This window comes from Lentimicrobiaceae bacterium (genome assembly GCA_028697555.1).
In the GTDB taxonomy this organism is placed as follows: Bacteria; Bacteroidota; Bacteroidia; order Bacteroidales; family UBA4417; genus UBA4417.
The window spans coordinates 1-18786 of the sequence record JAQVEX010000049.1; the positions used below are offsets into that span (position 1 = coordinate 1).

At 35.5% G+C, this 18786-nt stretch carries 12 protein-coding genes and 1 other RNA gene; 4 read left to right on the plus strand and 9 right to left on the minus strand.

All coding sequences use genetic code 11. The annotated features are described in order from the left end of the window. Positions 1-1605, plus strand: a 1605-nt coding sequence (locus PHP31_08105; GenBank protein MDD3739238.1) for a ComEC/Rec2 family competence protein, incomplete at its 5' end; no start/stop codon positions are given. 70 nt (positions 1606-1675) lie between these two features. Here the strand turns inward: PHP31_08105 and PHP31_08110 are convergent. The 4 genes from PHP31_08110 to PHP31_08125 are packed head-to-tail and all read right to left on the minus strand — an operon-like array spanning position 1676 to position 5589. After that, positions 1676-2212: a DUF192 domain-containing protein gene (locus PHP31_08110; GenBank protein MDD3739239.1), complete on the minus strand. Its 537-nt coding sequence runs from the start codon at positions 2210-2212 to the stop codon at positions 1676-1678. 41 nt (positions 2213-2253) lie between these two features. Next, positions 2254-3393: an endonuclease gene (locus PHP31_08115; GenBank protein MDD3739240.1), complete on the minus strand. Its 1140-nt coding sequence runs from the start codon at positions 3391-3393 to the stop codon at positions 2254-2256. Between the two features lie 43 nt (positions 3394-3436). Continuing rightward, a complete protein-coding gene (locus PHP31_08120; protein ID MDD3739241.1) occupies positions 3437-4399 on the minus strand; it encodes an MlaD family protein in 963 nt (320 codons plus the stop codon). Positions 4400-4437: 38 nt separating this feature from the next. Beyond that, positions 4438-5589 carry an N-acetylmuramoyl-L-alanine amidase gene (locus PHP31_08125; GenBank protein MDD3739242.1) on the minus strand — a complete coding sequence of 384 codons (1152 nt, stop codon included), beginning with the start codon at positions 5587-5589 and terminating at the stop codon, positions 4438-4440. Positions 5590-5708: 119 nt separating this feature from the next. Here PHP31_08125 and PHP31_08130 point away from each other — a divergent pair, with 119 nt between their 5' ends. From PHP31_08130 to PHP31_08140, 3 genes are all read left to right on the plus strand, one after another. Beyond that, positions 5709-8366 carry a putative LPS assembly protein LptD gene (locus PHP31_08130; protein MDD3739243.1) on the plus strand — a complete coding sequence of 886 codons (2658 nt, stop codon included), beginning with the start codon at positions 5709-5711 and terminating at the stop codon, positions 8364-8366. 77 nt (positions 8367-8443) lie between these two features. Next, entirely contained in the window at positions 8444-8821 is a 378-nt protein-coding gene (locus PHP31_08135) for a RidA family protein (GenBank protein MDD3739244.1), read from the plus strand. Between the two features lie 76 nt (positions 8822-8897). After that, positions 8898-11048, plus strand: a complete 2151-nt coding sequence (locus PHP31_08140; protein ID MDD3739245.1) for a S46 family peptidase — start codon at positions 8898-8900, stop codon at positions 11046-11048. A gap of 167 nt (positions 11049-11215) precedes the next feature. Here PHP31_08140 and ssrA read toward each other — a convergent pair. The 5 genes from ssrA to PHP31_08165 all read right to left on the minus strand — a co-directional run. Next, positions 11216-11593, minus strand: a transfer-messenger RNA (tmRNA) gene (gene ssrA / locus PHP31_08145). 88 nt (positions 11594-11681) lie between these two features. Then, positions 11682-13742, minus strand: coding sequence for an OmpA family protein (locus PHP31_08150; GenBank protein ID MDD3739246.1), 2061 nt, complete (start codon positions 13740-13742; stop codon positions 11682-11684). 74 nt (positions 13743-13816) lie between these two features. Continuing rightward, positions 13817-14743: a type IX secretion system membrane protein PorP/SprF gene (locus PHP31_08155; protein MDD3739247.1), complete on the minus strand. Its 927-nt coding sequence runs from the start codon at positions 14741-14743 to the stop codon at positions 13817-13819. A gap of 54 nt (positions 14744-14797) precedes the next feature. Then, complete coding sequence (locus tag PHP31_08160) at positions 14798-17083, minus strand: gliding motility-associated C-terminal domain-containing protein (GenBank protein ID MDD3739248.1); 2286 nt, start codon at positions 17081-17083, stop codon at positions 14798-14800. A 513-nt stretch (positions 17084-17596) separates the two neighbouring features. Then, the coding region (locus PHP31_08165; GenBank protein MDD3739249.1) for a cysteate synthase at positions 17597-18786 on the minus strand (1190 nt) is incomplete at its 5' end.

Genomic DNA, 18786 nt, shown 5'->3' on the forward strand with positions numbered 1-18786 from the left:
AAATATTTACAAAACAAAAACATCTTTCATCAGGGTTATTTAAAAAGCGAGTACTACAAGATTCTCGATGTAGAAAACACTCGTCAGGTATTGCTTTTAACAGCTAAAATGAGAGCCTACTTTGTAAACACACTCAAAAAAGCAAATTTAGATGAAAAAGAGTTGGGCATTGCTGCTGCTTTAATTTTCGGACAAAGAGACCTAATAGACCCCGAAATTAACGAAACATTTTCGGGAGCCGGTGTTATGCACATATTAAGCGTATCGGGTTTACACGTGGGGATAATATTTGTGGTAGCTTCATTTCTGGCAAAAATTATTTATTCAAATAAAAAATGGGCAGTCCTGTCCAAATCCATATTTATACTTCTAACTATTTGGTTTTATGCGGTTTTAACCGGATTGTCGCCCTCGGTATCAAGGGCTGCAACTATGTTTAGTTTTGTTACCATAGGCAAAATGAGCAACAACAATACTCATACGGTTAATTCTGTTGCTACTTCTGCATTTGTAATACTATCGGTAAATCCTTTTTTAATTACAAATATGGGATTTCTATTTTCGTACTTCGCTGTTATAGGTATTGTTTTTATGAATCCTTTAATAAAGCGCTTGCTCAGACCCAAAAATAAGATTGCCATATACTTTTGGGAACTCACATCCGTATCACTATCTGCTCAAATTGCCACCGCACCCTTATCTGTTTTGTTTTTCAAACAGTTTTCAAATTATTTCTTATTTGCCAATTACATAGCCATACCTTTGGTAGCTCCTATAATTTACTTGGGCTTAGCCACAATTGCAACTTCATTCATACCAGCCGTAAGCATGTTTTTTGGTTACATCACCAACTGGATAATTAATATACTGATTAAAGGTGTTTTTTATGTAGAAGCACTACCCTACTCAGTATCTTCAATTTACACAATAAAAATCCCCGAAACCCTTGTTATTTATGCAATTATCATACTATTTACAGTAATGCTAATTCAAAAGAAAAGAAAACTGATTTTTCCGGCATTAGCTTTATGTCTTGTCTTGTTTGCAAGTGTTGGCGTAAGTAGCATTAAGACTGACAAACAACAGCATTTTTATGTTTTTAATGATAGATACAAAAGTGCTTTTTGCTTAATTGATGGCAATACTCAGTATGTATTTGCCGATTCGGCAGTGCTAAACTCGTCTAGTTTCAATAACTTTTCATTAGATGGCACAACTGCATTTTTTAATTCCAAAAATGTTGAAAAAATTGCATTGAATGATAATGTCGAAAGCAACAACCTTGTGCAAGTTTCAAAATTAAACAACTACGACTACTACTTTGTAAACCACAACAACAAGAAAATTGGTGTAGTGAGTAGCAAAGACAAGCTACACAAGTGCAACAAGCCTATTACTCTCGACTATCTGATACTGACCAATAAAGCTCCTTACGATATTTCGGGAATAATACACAATTTTGATTTCAAAACACTGATAATAGATAGTTCCGTTTCAAATTACAAAGCCGACGCTTGGAATAAGTTTTTAGAAAATCTCGGCGATAAACAATTTAATATTCACAATGTAAAAACAGATGGATATTTTTTAGCTTTTGGCTATTAGCCATTAGCCATTAGCTAAGCATAGCCAAGAGCCAAGAGCCAAGAGCCAAGAGCCAAGAGCCAACAATCTCTTAAAAAACTAGCCTATCTCCTTCCTTGATATTATACTTAGCAACAAATCCGGCATTGACTTCCAAAACAGTAATAGCCGGTGCTTTTGAAGGTATATTTTCTAAAGAATAAGGAACGCAATTTTCGTGTATGCTGACAATAATTTTTTCGGATGATACATAAATAATATCCAAAGGAATAGCAGTGTTTTTCATCCAAAAACCTTGATATTCTTCTCTTTCCATAAAAAACAACATTCCTCTATTCATTTCCATATGTTCTCTATACATCAAACCCTGAGCTCTTTCGTAGTCGTTGTCGGCAATTTCAACTTCAATGCGGACTTTTTCTGTCAAATCATCTTTATCAACAATACTTACTTCGCCATCTTTTCTAAATTCAGTATTGCCAATTGTGTTTATAGTTGTAGTTGTCCGTATTGTTGGTTTAGGCTTGTGATTAGGTTTTAGAAGAAATATAAGTGCCACTGTGAAAATTATTACTGCAATTATCACGTATATCGCAATATTAAGTCCTTTCGATTTTTTTTTGTTCATATTTTATTGCTTGTTATTTTAAATGGATATGAAATTCAATTTTAGTAATGTAAGTCGATGTATATGGGCAAGTGGTCGCTGAAACCTCCTATGTACTGCGACCCATAATAAGTCCTATACGGTTTTTTACCGAAAAAAGTTTTGTCTTCCTGAAGTAAAAATGGAGCATCAAAAATAACCGCTCCCATTTTTTTAACTCTCAAACCCTGAGCGTCTTTTGAAAGCGGCTTACTAATGATAATATGGTCGATAGTTTCCCATTCGCCTCTGAACTTAATTGTACCTCTGTCCCAACTCATTCCCGAACCTGCCAATGTATTGTAAAGTCCGTAATCGTCGATATTTGTAGAATCTAAAGATGCCTTCAAAACATCTTTAACGCTCTCGTCAAAAGGGCTATCGTTCAAATCGCCCATGATAAGAATTTTTGAATTAATGTTTTGATTTAGAATTGAATCGACCCTGCTTCGCAAAACAGATGCAACATGATTACGCTTGGGTGTGGTAGCCATTAATCCGCCGAATTTTGAGGGCCAGTGGTTGACAAAAATATGCAGTGTGTCGCCGCTGTTTACTCTTCCCATTACATAAAGTATGTCGCGTGTTTTTGAGTTTTCTTCAAACGGAAATGTAATATGTATAGGCTCGTCGTACAATACCTGAAACTTATCGGGCAAATAAATCAATGCAACATCAATACCTCTTGTATCAGGCGATTCGTGATGTACAATCTTGTAATTAAAATTTTTTAAAGGTGTATCCTTTAAAAGTCCTAAAATTACAAATCGGTTTTCTATTTCGCACAAACCAACTATTTCCGGTGGTCTGAAACCTCCAATAGCCATTATACTCTTTGATAAATTTACTTGTTTTCTAACCATTCTTCCGTAAGTCCAACCACGCATACCTGTTGGTGTATATTCTTCGTCCATTGTCAAGGTGTCATCATACGGGTCAAAAAGATTTTCAACGTTATAAAAAACAACTCTCAACTCATTATCGCCCCGTCTGCTATCGCTTAAGCCCTTATTAGAACTCAATATTCTTACACCTCTCCTTTTTGATTGACTATTAGCTTCGAGACCAAAAATCAGAAAGCAAAAAACAAAAAGCAGTATAAGATTGGTTCTATTCAGTATAGTCGAACGAATCATGTCTTTCTTATAACTTGTATTATTCATTATCACTATTTTCAAGTTTAATATACACAATAAAACCTAACAATTATTTCTTCCTTCCGCCAAAAACAGAAACATTTACATATCTGTTTGGATTGTTTTTTATATCGATAATCAAAGAATCAATATTTTTAAGCGCCTCGCTAAGATTATTGTAAACACTATCTTCGGATATTAATTTCCCTAAGGTTCCGCTTTTGGAATTGATGTCTTTTAGCACATCATTCAAATTTTCCGATGTTTGCTTTAAGTCGCTCAAAGCCGACGATAAGTTGGCAACATTAGTGCTGTCTGCCATAGTTGACATATTGGTCAGTATTTTATCAATCTTATCGCTATTGTTTGACAATTGAGTCGAAAAGGTTTTTAAATCATTCATCACTCCAACAAATGTGCTTTTTTCTGATGCTACCAATTCATTCAAATTTTTGCTGATATTGGCTGCATTTTCCAACACAATATTTAAGTTGCTGATAGAATTAATCAAGTCTTCCTTGCCGCCTGCACCTAAAATTTGATTTATATTGCTGAGCGTGGTATCGAATGTTGTAATCAAATGTTCGGCTTTATGTTTAAACGGAACAACCTGACTACCAACCTCTTCAGTAAGAGAAAGTGCAATTTCCGAAACCAAAGTGTCACCAGACATCGCATATCTGCTCGAACTTCCTAATATAATTTGCAAACTCTTAGACCCTAAAATATCTGACGAATGAAGCAATATCTTAGAATCTTCGGGAATTTTTATATTGTCTTTTAAATAAAATTTTATTACAACTTTATCTGTCCTATTTTCGCAAAACTTAATACTGATAACCTGTCCTACATTTATCCCTTTCAAAACCAGCGGCGTTGATCTTGTAAGTCCGGTCGCATCGGAATAAACCGTGTAAAACTTGTCGGTTTTTTTGAATATGTTATAATTCCTAACAAAAAATATCGCCAAAATAAAAGCTATTATAACTAATGTAGAAATAATTCCAACTTTAATTTCTTTTCCTTTCTTCATTTGTTTTTTATTCTAATAAAAAAGATGTACCTTACAATTTATCTACTTTTTTTCATTTCATCAGTTATATTAATCCTTTCATCGCCTCTGAAAGCAACAACAAAAGCATCTTTATATCCTGACTTTGCAATGTTTTTTCTGCTTTTTTCCGCCTCGCCAAAAGTATAATATTTGCCCGAAGTATATTTATATAAATTTTGTTGTTTGTAAAAACTAACATCGGCAATATTTCTAAACCTTTTATCGCTCATCGAAAGCCGTTTTGAAGAAGTTAAAAACTGCACCTTGTAAACAATATTTTCTTCGTTTGCATTTACATCTGCATTTACATTGACATTACTATCAGCTTTTCCACTAACACTGGTATCGGCAACAATATTATCTTCAGGATTCGATGCCAAATTGTTTTCAATTTTCTTTATCCTCGAATGTGAATAATCAACCAAAGCCTTGCAAATTGCATCGGCTGTTTTTTGTTGTCCTTCTTCCGACATCAAATATTTTTCCTCATTAGCATTGCTAATAAATCCCACCTCAATCAAAACTCCGGGCATTGCCGTTTTATACAGCACCAAAAAGACATCTTGCTTAACACCCCTATTGTGAAAATTACTTTTACTCAAAAGCTCGTGCTGCACGTTTCCGGCAAATTCCAAACTTTTATCTAAAAAAGAGTTTTGTATCATACTAAAAAAGATGTGCCCTTCCGGCGATGTAGGGTCAAAGCCGTCGTACTCCATCACATAGTTTTCTTCCAAAAGAATGGAAGCGTTTTCTAATTTCGCTACTTCTAAATTAGCCGCACTTTTCTTCAAACCCATAACATAAGTTTCAACGCCGTGTGCTGCTTTTGATTTGGCACTATTGCAATGTATGGAAATAAAAAGGTCGGCTTTACTGTTGTTGGCAATTTTTGCTCGCCTATGCAACTCAACAAAAACATCTTTTGAACGAGTTAATATCGTTTCAACCTCGGGAAGTTCTTTGTTGATAGCATCTCTGAGCTTTAAAGCTATTGCCAGAGTTATATCTTTCTCTCTAGAATTTTTACCTACTGCTCCCGGGTCTTTACCACCATGACCGGCATCTATAACAACCTTGTTTACACGTTGCGGAAACACCGTACTCGGCAACATAATTAATGCAAATAACAATAATAATAACTTATATTTTACTCGTACATTTATCATTTTTTTAATTTTGCACCGTTATATAGTTTAAACGCATATTTAAATTGCATAGTCTTTCTTATAAAATAAATACAATTAAATCTGCTACAAAAAGTTTTGTAACAAAATTACAATCTTTTTTGTGTTTATTGGTATTTATCTTTCTTTTTAATATCGAAAATTATGCCGTTGTTAATAATTTTAGCAATTTATTTTTGCTTTCCGATTCCACTCTTATTGATTCTGTAGGACTAACCAACGATTCCATAAATATAGTTAACGATTCAGTAAGCATAACCAACGACTCTGTAATTTTATCTAAAAAAGATGATAAGTTTAAGTTGAGCTCAATAATTACGTACAATAGTGATGATTCGAGCTTCATGGATCTGACCAACGAAAAAATGTGGCTGTATGGTAATGCCAACGTAAAATACGAAGATTTAGATTTGACCGCACATCAAATTATGATTGACTTTAAGACAAATACTTTGTACGCCACTTGCGGATTTGACTCAACCGGAAACGAAATTGGAATCCCGGATTTTAAGAAAGGTGACTTGAAATTCAAATCGAATGAGCTTTCTTATAATTTCGACTCCGAAAAAGGTTTGATTAAAAATGTTATTATGACCGAAGGCGACGGCTACATACATGGAACTGTTGTAAAAAAGGTCAGCCAAGATGTTACCAACATTGGAAAAGGGCTATATACAACTTGTAATTTAAGGGAAAATCCTCACTTTGCATTAAGATATACAAAAGCTAAGGTTATTGCCAACAACAAAATTGTTACCGGACCTGCATATATTGAAGTTGAAGAAGTTCCCTTACCTTTGGCTTTGCCTTTTGGACTCTTTCCGAACAAAAAAGGTAGAAGTTCGGGTTTGATTATTCCTCAGTACGGCGAATCGGCAAACAGGGGTTTCTTTTTAGAAAACGGCGGTTATTACTGGGGCATAAACGATTACTTAGATTTAACACTTGTTGGCGACATCTACACAAGAGGCAGTTGGGCTCTTAAGCCTAAAATGAATTATAAAAAAAGATATAAATATTCGGGAAGTTTTAATTTCAACTACGCAGTTACAGTATTGGGCGTTAAAGGCACTTCCGATTATAGTAAGAAAACCGACTTTTTCATAAACTGGAGTCACCGACAAGACCCAAAAGCAAGTCCTAATTCCGTGTTTTCGGCAAGCGTGAAAGCAGGTTCAAGTTCGTACAATCAGTATAACCCATCAACTGTAAACGATTACTTGAACAACAACTTTGCTTCCAGTTTGGCTTACTCGTTACAATTGGGCTCGTGGGGTAACCTGACAACCGGTGCACGACACAACCAAAACGTATCAACAAAGTCTATGTCGCTTACCCTGCCCGAAGTTTCATTCAGTGTAAACCGAATGTACCCTTTAAAGAAAAAAATAGCTACAGGAAAAGCCAAATGGTACGAAAAAATCAGTATAGCGTACAACTTCGATATGCGTAACGAAATAAACGCTCCCGATAGCATTATGCTCAGACCTGAAGTGCTTGAATATATGCAAAACGGTGCTAAACATACAATACCTATAAATGCCACTTTCAAAATTTTTAAATACTTTTCTTGGTCGAATACAGCCAACTACACCGAAAGATGGTACACTAAAAGCATTAACAAAACTTGGCATGAACAAAGTGTAATCGGCAACGACACAATACCAGGCTACGTATCCGTTGATACAATATCAGGCTTTAAAGCTGCACGCGATTATAATTTGTCATCGTCTGTATCTACCACAGTTTACGGAATGAAACAGTTTTCAAAAGGCTTTTTAAGAGCAATCAGACATGTTGTTTATCCTTCGGTAGGATTTTCGTACACCCCCGATTTTAGTAAGGAAAAATTAGGTTATTACAAAACCGTTCAAAAAAATCAGGAAGGCGAAATGGAAAAATATTCTGTATTCGGCGGTGCAGGAAGTTTTACACCTTTGTTTGGAGTTCCGGGTTATCAAGAAAATGGTAATATTAATTTTGGATTGAAAAATTCTTTGGAAATTAAAGTTCGCTCAAAAAATGATACAGTTACCGGTACTAAAAAGGTTAAACTTATTGAGAACCTATCGATAAACACCAGCTACAACTTGGCAAAAGACTCACTAAACTGGGCTCCTATTCAAATTACGGCAAACACTACTCTATTCGATAAAATACGCATTTCGTTCAATAGTGCCTACGATTTATACGCAACCGATTCATTAGGACGACAAATAAACCGTTTTCAGTATCAAGTCGATAAAAGATTAGCTCGTTTTATGCAATCAAGCTGGAACGTTAATTTTAGCTACGACCTGAAACCCCGACAGAAATCATCTAATCGGAATGTTGGCAACATTAACCAAAGCAATCAAGCCGAAATGCAGGACATACGAACAAATCCCCAAAACTATATCGATTGGAACAATCCTTGGTCGCTCAGATTTGATTACAGGCTCGGCTTTACTAACACTTATTCGGCGGCTACAAATACTTTTAACAAACGTTTTGTGCAAACATTAAACGTTACGGGCGATATTAGCATTACCAAAAAATGGAAAGTTACAGTTAATACCGGCTACGACCTGCAAACTATGGATTTTACATTTACACAGCTAAATATTTATCGCGACCTGCACTGTTGGGAAATCAGGTTCAACTGGATACCCTATGGACAGCTCAAAAGCTGGAACTTCCAAATTAATGCTAAATCTGCACTGCTGCAAGATTTAAAACTTACTCGGAAAAAAGATTTTAGAGACAACCTGCAACTATAAAAAAGTTTAACTTTTTATTTGTAAAATTTTTAATACCTTTGAAGCATATTTAACATAAACTACAAATACATAAATATATGAAAAGAATTATTAGTACAGAAAATGCACCCAAAGCGGTAGGTCCTTACAGCCAAGCTGTTGAAGCAAACGGAATGTTATTTATTTCGGGACAAATCCCAATCGACCCCAAAACAGGTAAACTTGTTGAAGGCGGCATTGTTGAACAAACAAAACAAGTTATGGAAAACATCGGAGCTATTCTTAAAGAAGCCGGTTATACCTTCAGCGATGTTATTAAATCTACTTGTTTGTTAAGCGATATGAATGACTTTTCGACTGTTAACGAAATTTACGGAACATACTACAAAGTTGATCCACCTGCTAGGGCTGCTTTTGCTGTCGCCAAACTACCAATGGCTGTTATGATAGAAATAGAAACCATTGCGGCGAAGTAATTAAATTTTTATTACAAACTCCCATCTGCGACCAATCACATTTGGGAGTTTTTTTTAACTTTTAACTAAAAAAACTATGAGAAAAATTACAATTATACTGAGTTTAATATTCATCATTAATATAACTGCCAAAGCCGACGAAGGCATGTGGTTGCCTATTCTTTTGCAGCAACTTAACGAAAAAGAAATGAAAAGTATGGGCATGCGTATTAGTGCTGAAGATATTTACAGCGTGAATAAATCAAGCCTTAAAGATGCTATCGTTATTTTCGGCGGCGGTTGTACAGGCGAAGTCGTGTCCGACAAAGGATTGATTTTTACTAATCACCATTGTGGCTACGGAAACATACAAAAACACAGCACTTTAGAAAACGACTATCTTTCCAACGGATTTTGGGCTAATTCGTTTGAGGAAGAACTTCCTAACCCAGGACTATCGGTTACTTTCTTTGTCAGCATGGAAGATGTTACCGAACAAGTACTGAAAGACGTTACCGATAATATGAGTATGGACGAAAAAGAAAAATTGATAGAAAAAAATTCTAAAAATATTATCGAAAACACAGACCTAAAACCAAATACCTACGCCGAAGTTGAATCTTTTTACTACGGCAATCAATACTTCTTGATAGTATATAAAAAATATACCGACGTCAGACTTGTTGGTGCTCCACCATCAAATATAGGCAAATTTGGTGGCGACGTCGATAATTGGATGTGGCCCCGACACACAGGCGACTTTGCAGTTTTTAGAATTTATGCCGACGAAAATAATGAGCCAGCCGAATACAGTAAAGACAATGTTCCGTTTAAACCGAACAAACATCTTACCATTTCATTAAAAGGAATTGAAGAAAACGATTTTGTTTTTATATTCGGATTCCCGGGCAGTACCAGAGAATATATTCCGGCTGTTGCCGTTGATCAAATTGTCAACGGATTTAACCCAATTTCCATTCACCTTAGGGGAAAGAAAATTGACGTCATAGAAAAAGCCAGAAACAACGACCCTTTGATAAAAATACAATACGCTAGCAAATCGGCGGGAATAGCCAACGGATGGAAAAAAATGATTGGCGAAAGTAGGGGAATTAGAATAACTAAAGGCATTGAAGAAAAAATCAGTTTTGAGAAAGAATTTACCAAATGGGCGGAACAAAACGCTCCGAAATACAAAAATCTATTACCCGAATACGATAAACTTTACAATAAATATGGAAGTCATTTGAACAATATGTCTTACTACCGCGACGGACTTCTTGGAATAGAAATATTAAGATTTGCAGCGAATTTCAAATCGCTTATAGAAGCTGCGCAAGACAAAAACACCTCCGACTCTGCCTACAATGTACTACTAGCCAGATTATCGAAATACGCAACGAATTTCTATAAAGATTATAATGTCGATGTTGATAAAAATTTATTTGTTGCTATGATAGATGAATACATAAGCAATTGTCCGCAAAACTTGCAATCTAAATATATTACAAGCAACTACGAGAAAAACAAAAATTCGGATAGGTGGTCAAATTCAATATATTCAAAAACCATTTTTGCCGATTCAAGTAAAATATTTGATATGTTAAATTCAGGCAACAAAAAACTGATTAGAAATTTGCATAAAGACCCTGCATATCTATTAGGTAGCGAGATTATAAGGTACTATAACTATGAAATTGTTCCCGAATTATTGAGCTTTTATTCAAAGTTTGACAGCTTACAAAATCACTACATGGCGGCTCAGCTTGAAATGCAGCCCGACAAAAGGTTTTATCCCGATGCAAACTTTACTCTAAGAGTTGGATACGGAAACATTTTACCTTTTCATCCAGCCGATGGAGTTAAATACAATTGGTTTACCACCTTAGACGGAATTATTCAGAAAGAAAATCCGGAAATAAGCGACTACTACGTCGATCCGAAGTTGAAAGAGCTTTATTATAAAAAAGATTACGGTCAGTATGCCGACAAAGACGGTACGCTACACGTCGGATTTATTGCCAGCAACCACACAACCGGCGGGAATAGCGGAAGTCCTGTCTTTAATGCAGACGGACAACTTATAGGTCTCAACTTCGACCGTTGTTGGGAAGGCACAATGAGCGATATAAAATACGATATTAATCTTTGCAGAAATATTTCGGTAGATATCAGATACTGCTTATTTATTATAGATAAATTTGCCGGTGCAACGCGTATTATTGATGAGTTGACTATAGTGAAGTAGTGAATGGTGATGGGTGATGGGTGATGGGTGATGGGTGTATTGATAGTTCTGAGTTTGGAGTCTGGAGTTCCGAGTTAGGAGTTAATCCCGAAACTTCTATACACCCCGCAACTCGTCCCGAAACTTCGGGACACCAGTCACTGACCACCAATCACTAATCACCAAAGATGTGGAGCTGGCGGGATTCGAACCCGCGTCCAAACAACCAGCAGAATTACTTTCTACATGTTTATCTTTTAATTGATTGTCGGGATATTACAGGGAAAAAGCGACCCAATAATAAACTTATTCCTTAACTTTTCGTACTCCAAGTCGGAAAATTGAAGTCTTATTCTTCCTTTTGCGATGCCCGTAAAAAGTCGCCGGAAGAAAGGGCTACTAGTCGGACAAAAGGCGGGTTAGTTATTTAACTAAGCGGCCAATGAAAAATTGTAATTGTTGCCATTTATTATTGGCTTATGTATTTAGTTTTAACGGGCTATCTACACAAATCCCCGACATGCTTATAATGCCACTGACATTGCTGTCAAATCCAAGTCAACCCCAAGTGTCAATATATTCTTCTGCAAAAATACAAAAAATATGCCACTTGTAAACAAATGGCATATTTTAAAATAATGAAAAAAAATAGCATTATTCGCAATCGCTGTAGAAATCACTTGGCAATGAGCGAATATCTATATCTTCGCCGTCGTGGAATGCATCGGGATTGAACTGCCCTATTTGCATTTGCGGCTTTGTATATTCTGTTACTTTAAACTCGGTACGTCTGTTCATTTGGTGTTCTTCTTTAGTACATGGAACTCCGTCGGCACACTTGTTAACAAGTTTAGTTTCGCCGTAACCTTTGGCAGTAATTCTTTCTGCATTAATTCCTTTAGAAATTATATATTCAACCGCTGAATTAGCTCTGTTTTGCGACAATCTTTCATTGTACTTGTGAGTACCTCTACTATCTGTATGTGAGCCCAACTCAACATTAACAGGGTTTTCCAACATAATTTTAACAAGTTTATCAAGTTGGGGTTTAGCGTCTTCTCTGATATTATACTTATCAAAATCGTAATAAATATTATCTATAGTAAAAATTCTATCTAAGTCTAACTTATCTAAACGCAATGCCATTGGTGTTTCATTTATAGAGCCGGGCAGCATTTCACCTATTTCGATAGATATACAATCTGATATATAGGTCGGTTTCATAGCTTTAGCTATATACTTTGTATTAGGTTCAACAATTGTTTTGTATACACCCTTGGCATCGGTTTTTATAACCCTAACTTTTCCTGTAAAAGGATTATAAAGGAATACCGTAGCATTTTCGAGTAACTCATTTGTAACTTTATCTTTAACAACACCTGCTAGGTAATATATGACAGGTTCCGGCTCAGGCACAACTTCGGGTTCTTTAACTTCTTTTTCTAATTCTACAAAATAGTAAATATCATCATTGCCTTTACCTCCTATCCTATTTGAAGAAAAGAAACCTGTTTTAGAATCGGGAACAAAAGCCATTGCAAAGTCGTCGGCAGATGAATTTAATGGTGGCAACAAATTTTCAGGATCTGTCCATTGATTATCAACTAAGCCGGTTCTGAAAATATCCAATCCTCCCCAACCTGGCAAACCCTCACTTGAGAAGTACAAGTAGCCATCATCTCCAACTACAGGAAACATTTCATTTTCAGGGGTATTAATCTTTTCCCCTAAATTTATAGCTTCGCCCCAACCATCATTGGTTTTTATGCACATCCAAATATCGGTTCCACCATATCCATTTGGCATATCGGAAACAAAATATAAAGTATCGCTATTTATAGATAAGGCGGCATGACCGACTGAATATTCCTTGCTGTTTAAGTAAAAAGGTTCAAACTTTTCCCATTTGCCATCGTTATCTTTCTCTGAATAAAAAAGTTTCAACATATTAGTTTTATAGTTGTCAACTTTCATTGCTTTGTCTCTGTACGAACGAGTTATGAAGACCATTTTATTATCGTTACTGAAGCATATTGGTCCGTCGTGAAACTTTTGATGAAACTTATGATCAAACAATTTTGCATCGCTCAATTCTCCGGCAAAATCGCCCATTTTCTTAGGATGTGATTTAAAAAGTTTTAGATAGCCTCTTCCTGTCCATCCATACTTGGAAGAACCATCAATTTTATCGTATCTGTCGGATGCAAATACTATCGAATTATCGTAAATAATAGGACTAAAATCGCTGGCAACGGTATTCAGATTATCAACATGTTTTACACTATAAATAGGCTCCAAATCCGACCATGTAGTAAGAACTTTATTACACGATTCCAACTTTAATAAGCCTAACTCGTCATTCGGCTTTCGCTTTAAAAAATCTTCAAAAACTAATTTTGCTTTATTGTACTCTCCTACTTTTTGAAGTGAAATACCATATTCGTAGATAGTTTCAGGAGAAACATTATCTAATTTTACAGCTTTTTCGTACCACGCCTTGGCATTATAAATGTCATTTTGAGCTTTGTAGCACTGAGCTAACAAAAGAGTAGCCTCTTTTTGCTTATCTTCATCAGCAACTGCTCTTTTTAATAAAGTAATAGCTTCATCAAATTGATATCTATTCATTAGTTTTTGAACTCGTTTCAACGATTGTCCCAGAACCAATGCAGGTAAGAATGAAATTACAATTATGGTAAAAATAATTTTTTTCATTTGTATTATTTTTTATTTAAGTAATATAGGACTCACTGCTAAATTAAACATTAAAATTGTAAAAACATCTATTTTTAGAAATATCTCGGTGTACGCATTCTGCTGTTAACAACGTTAATGTCAACGCTTAAACGTATTTCGTGAGAACCTTTATTCAACACTTTTAATTCATTAAGCCAAATATCGTAAGAGTATCCAATTTTCATATTATTTGTAACATATAGCTCCGAAATAACAGAAAATGCCTTTTCGGTGCGGAATGATGCGCCAATCCACAACAATTCACTGAACAGAAAACTTGCGTTAAAATCTAATTGTGCCGGTGCATTAGGTGTAAATTTAGCTAATATGCTTGGGCGAAACGTAATTTCATTGGAAATCGGTATAGCCAAACCTGCCATTCCATAAAAATGCTGAGCAAGTCTGTAAAACTGTTTATCTTGCCCCTCCTGACCTAAATTGACAGTAATTATTGTATTACCGAACAATTGCTTTGAAGAAATACCCAAATAATATCTGTCTGAATAATAATATATACCGAAATTAGCATCAGGTGCAAGTTCCTCTACTTGTTCGTAAAGTATATAAGGGTCATTTTCGTTATAAACAACAAATCTGGATTTGTCTATATTGGAATATCTCATGCCTAACTGTAGTCCGAAACTTAACGTTGATTTGGGGAAAAATATCCTATAAGCAAATGTTCCGAAAGAACCGGTCATATTAGTAGGACCAATTCTATCGTTATAGGCAGTAATACCCAACCCGATATGCTGATTTCTGAGGGGAGAATGTAGCGATGCGCTTAGAGTTTTGGGAGCTCCATCTATATTAACCCATTGATATCTGTATAAAATATCTGCACTTAAAGCTTCTCGACTTCCTGCATATCCTGGATTTATAGCCAACTTGTTAAACATGTACTGGCTAAATAATGGGTCTTGTTGAGCATATAAGCTTGTTACACCCAGAATTGCCAGTAATAATATTAACTTCTTCATAATTATTTATTTATTTTACAAAGTTTATATATTTTATCAAAGCCTTGTATCATATTATTTTGCTACGTTTCTTACATACACCCAACCTGATTGCTTACCTCTAGCTTTAAGGTCTATTATATAATAGTAAGTACCGTCTGGCAAAGGTTTGTTATATTCATTAGTTCCTCTCCATTTAACATTGGCATTGTCGTAGTTGTCAAGTTCTATAACTTTATCTCCCCAGCGGTTGAATACTTGTACCTTATTATCAGGATACATTTCAATTCCTCTAATATGCCAATAATCGTTTAAACCGTCTCCGTCGCCTGTTAGCAAATTGTAAACAACCAAATCTTCTATTGTAATATATACCACAGCACTTGAACATAAAGCGGGATTTCCATCATCGCAAATTGTGTAACAGAATTGGTCGTTACCGACATATCCCGGTTTAGGAGTATATGTAATTGTGTTATCAGGATTTATTACAACTGTTCCGTGTAAAGGATTTGCACATATTGACGTTACAGTCAACATATCTCCATCAGGATCACTATCATTATTCAATACAACTATAGTAATTGGAACATCTACGAAGGTAGTATCATAATCATCAATTGCAATAGGAGGTCTATTAGTAGTATCTACATATATAACTACCTCGTCGTTACCCATACAACCTGTATGCAAATCTAATGCGGTAAGAATGTAGGTTGTATTAGCTAATATAGGAGTTGTAGTCGGGTTATAGATAGTATTGTCATCTATCAATCCACTTGGAGTCCAATTTAAAGAATAAAAACCCGAGCCACCCGATACCTTTCCGTTTAACATGGTTGATGTACCCAATTTAACAAGCTGATCTTCGCCGGCATCAACAATTACACCCGGGTAAACAGTTATTTGCATTGTTGACGTAGCAACATCACCCGAACATGCTCCTTCTCCTTGAACAATTAACATCAATGTTGCCGTTCCTGAGTAATTAGCATTGCCTATGAATGTGGGCTGTAAGGTATTGCCATCAATTAATACTCCAGCTTCTTGAGGTTGTAACAACCAAACAATTGAAGAATAATTACTTGCTGTTGCGTCTGTAACTTTATAAGAACTGCCCTGACAGAATGAAGTATCACTACCGGCAAAGGCAACAGGAGACTTGCTAAAGAAAATAGTAATTGAGTCTGTAAAATTGCTACAAGGTGCTATACCATATACATTCATAATTAAAGTTACCATACCGTTCTCTATATCGGCAATACTAGGATTGTATATTGGATTAACTAATGAAGCGTCAATAAAGTAACCTGTTCCTGTGGTTACCCACTTTATGGCAGAATAATTTTCAGCACTGGATCCTGAAATTACAATTCCTTTTAGCATATTGCTGATTTCCACACAAACAAACATGTTATCACCGGCACTAGCACTGACAGCAGGATATATAACAATCTGCATTTGGTCGCTAACAGTTCCCCAAGGTTCTTCTCCAACAGCTGTTAAAGTTAGCGTTACAATACCCGATTCAGTCGACGCTGGGATATATGTTGGTGTTAATGTATTTTCTCCGGTTAAAGTTCCTCGACCATCATGTGTCCATATGTATTGAGATGTGTTTGTAACCCTAGCATCATAGACAGTGTAGGATGTATTGTTACATATTTTTGCATCGGTACCTGCTACAACCACCGGCATACGACTAATAAACAGAATCATATCATCAGCTGCACTTGGACACGGTGAAATGCCTATACCTGTTAGGGTTAATACTACACTACCTGAGGCTATATCGCCTGGTCCTGGTATGTAAACAGGGTTCAATACGGTATTATCGTCAAAGCTACCGTCGCCACTGCTTGTCCACTTCAAGGAAGTTGTATTACTTGCACTAGCTCCTGATATTGCGTAGGCACCATCGGCATCACACATGGATGCGTCCATACCTGCATCGACGAATGCTTGCGGATTAACCGTAACAATAGCCGAACTTGAATTATAATAAGCCACACAATTATTGGGATCGGTTACAACAACATTTGTCGAATCGAATATAGTAGTTTGCGTTAACACAGGAGTGGTAAACGTGTGAACAAATATGCTATCATTAGTTCCGTCGGTATCATAAATTTCTTCATCTGGAAGTCCTAAACCCGGATATGAAATAAGCCAAGGTTGTGTACCTCCTTCAAGTACAACTGTAATAATTGCAGTGCTACCGCTACAAATAGTGGTGGTTCCGCTAATTGTAACATATAGCTGACCGGGCTGCGTAATAGTGATATTACACTGTGAATAGCTTAGCCGTGCAGCTGACATAAGCATAATAAGTAATAAAAACGATAGTAATAGTCTTTTCATTATCTATTATAACTCTATTATATTTTTATATTTAAATATCTATATATTTTTAATCCCATTTATATAATATATAACAAAGTGCCTGATAATCAAAACATTGCTGTAAAACACCAAGTATTCCCATTTTTGAACTCATTTTCCAAATTTGAGACCTACAGACATTTGCTATTTTTTTTTCATTTTTTCGCAAGTGATTTTTTTTAATTTATCTATTAATAACCTTTGTAAAACACTGTTTAGCGTAGCAATTAATAGTTTATTAATCTCTTGTAATTGTAAAATTAATATTTTTTCAATAATAAAACATACTTGGTTAAAAATTTTTTTAAGTTAATAATCTTTAACTCATTTTTTTAACAAAAAAGCAAAAAAAATTCAATAAAAGTTTATCGAATTAAAAAAACAACTAAAAAAAAAGCCAAGTTACATTTCTATTCAAATATAATTAAAATGAAAAATGGCATATTAGCAAAAAAATATGCCAAAATAAAATTATAGACAAAGCCGTATTTTTTACAGCATTGAAAATTCGTAAATTAATTTATTTACTACTTCATCAATCTCGCTTGGGTTATTGAGAACAAATCTTGGTTTAAGGTAGCTTAATTTGTTATTGTGGTCTGCAAAATACAGTTTTTCACCTCCTCCGGTTACGTTAAGAAGAATGTTTTTATTTGTATCTATCAAATTTTTGTTTTTAGCATCTATGAGAGAAGCCAATGCAACAGCTGCTGCGGGGTGTATATCAATTCCTTCGTATTTTTCATATAGCTCTGATGCCTCAATAGCTTGTTCGTTAGTTACTGCGAACATTTCGCCGGAAGTGTCAACCATTGCATCAAACAATCCGCCCGGCACACCATATGGCGGTTTTCTATTTGATAATACCTTAGAGAAAATTTGGCTAACTTGAAGTCTCGCTACTTCGGGTATAATTTCAGGGATTTGTCTAGACCTCTTCTTCCATGCATCATACATGGGCGTGAAAGGTATATTTTGAGAAAGCATCAACTTGGTTTTATTAGAACCGAATCTGCCATCTTCGATAAAACGCAAATTTGCTTCCCAAGCAGCTACAGCACCAGTTCCGCTGCCTATTGCCTGAAAATAATAATCGGGTATTTTACCAATATGAGTAACTGCCGAAAGCATGGTTGTAGCCATACCGTCTCTACGCGCAACATTTTTAGCGCCTCCCTCAGCATAGAACATTTCATTTTTGCAGACTTCTTCTGATAAAAAGATAGCGTCGTAGTAGTCTGTTCCTTCGGGAGTACATATTAATTTAACGCAAGGATTTAGCGGTTTGTCGAACCATAATGCTTCTATACGTGAGTAAGGCATGCACAAAAGCAATGGGATATTGTTGTCGGAACACACTTTTGCAAACGAGCGAGCAGTATTTCCCGCCGAAGCAACAACCATTATTTTATCTTTAACAGAATCGTCTATTCGAGAACAAACGGGATATACCTCAGTTTCTTTAAAAGAGCAAGTTGGCATTTTTGCTCCTATTTTCGGGAACCAACCACTAAATACTATATATAAATTAGGTAGTCCTAAATAATTTGCCAAACCTTCACTTTTAAATGTAACAGGTGCAGACGAACCTTCTAAAAACCTTCTGACAGGTAGCCAATCAGAGTACTTATACAAGCCGTATGAGTCGTCTTTAACATTTAATTGTTTATTTGCGTAAATTG